This window comes from Lichenifustis flavocetrariae (assembly GCF_026130545.1).
Taxonomy (GTDB): domain Bacteria; phylum Pseudomonadota; class Alphaproteobacteria; order Rhizobiales; family Beijerinckiaceae; genus Lichenihabitans; species Lichenihabitans flavocetrariae.
Map to the genome: position 1 here is coordinate 1 of NZ_JAMOIM010000166.1, position 674 is coordinate 674.

Consider the following 674-nt stretch of genomic DNA (forward strand, 5'->3'; position numbering starts at 1 on the left):
CTGGCCCTCGAGAACCACGCTCGCCCGCTCCGACCGCGGGCCGTGGATCAGACCGTTCAAGGTCTTCAGCGCCGTCTTCAACCGCTCGATTTCGACGTCGCGTTCAATGACCATGCCGATGAGGACATCGGGGTCTCGCGGCAGGTTTTCGGGCCGAAGCGACATGCTGAAGATTACCCCAGATGGGGCGAATTCCCAAGAAAATACAGGACTTTCAACCCGCCTTTGTCGGTCTTTTCACGACCGCCTGCGCTACCCGCGACCAGTCCAGACCATCAAGCAGCATCGCCATTTTCGAGGGCGGCAGACGCATCGCGCCATCCTGGATAGGCGGCCATGTAAAGCGCCCGGCCTCCAACCATTTTGTCACCAGGATGATCCCGCTGCCGTCGTAGGTCAGCATTTTCAAACGGTCATTTCGCTTCGACCTGAAGACAAAAATGATCCCGGAGTACGGGTCAGACTCCAGCGCCTCCGCCACCAGGGCGACGAGCCCGTTTACACCTTTACGAAAATCGATCGGCCTGGTCGCCAAGAGGATCTTCAGATCCCCATGCAGAGCGATCATGTCCCTCGCACCGCCGCGATTACCGTCCGCAACGCCGCGCCGTCGACCGGGCCATGAACCCGGATGCACGCGCCGCCGAGTGTAATTTCAATCACGGCCCCATGAG

Annotated in this window: 1 protein-coding gene; it reads right to left on the reverse strand. The window is 60.1% G+C overall.

Translation table 11 applies throughout. The features are described 5' to 3' along the window. Nucleotides 1–214: 214 nt before the first annotated feature. Nucleotides 215–568, reverse strand: coding sequence for an IS66 family insertion sequence element accessory protein TnpB (gene tnpB, locus M8523_RS36465; protein ID WP_282589671.1), 354 nt, complete (start codon nt 566–568; stop codon nt 215–217). Nucleotides 569–674 lie beyond the last annotated feature (106 nt).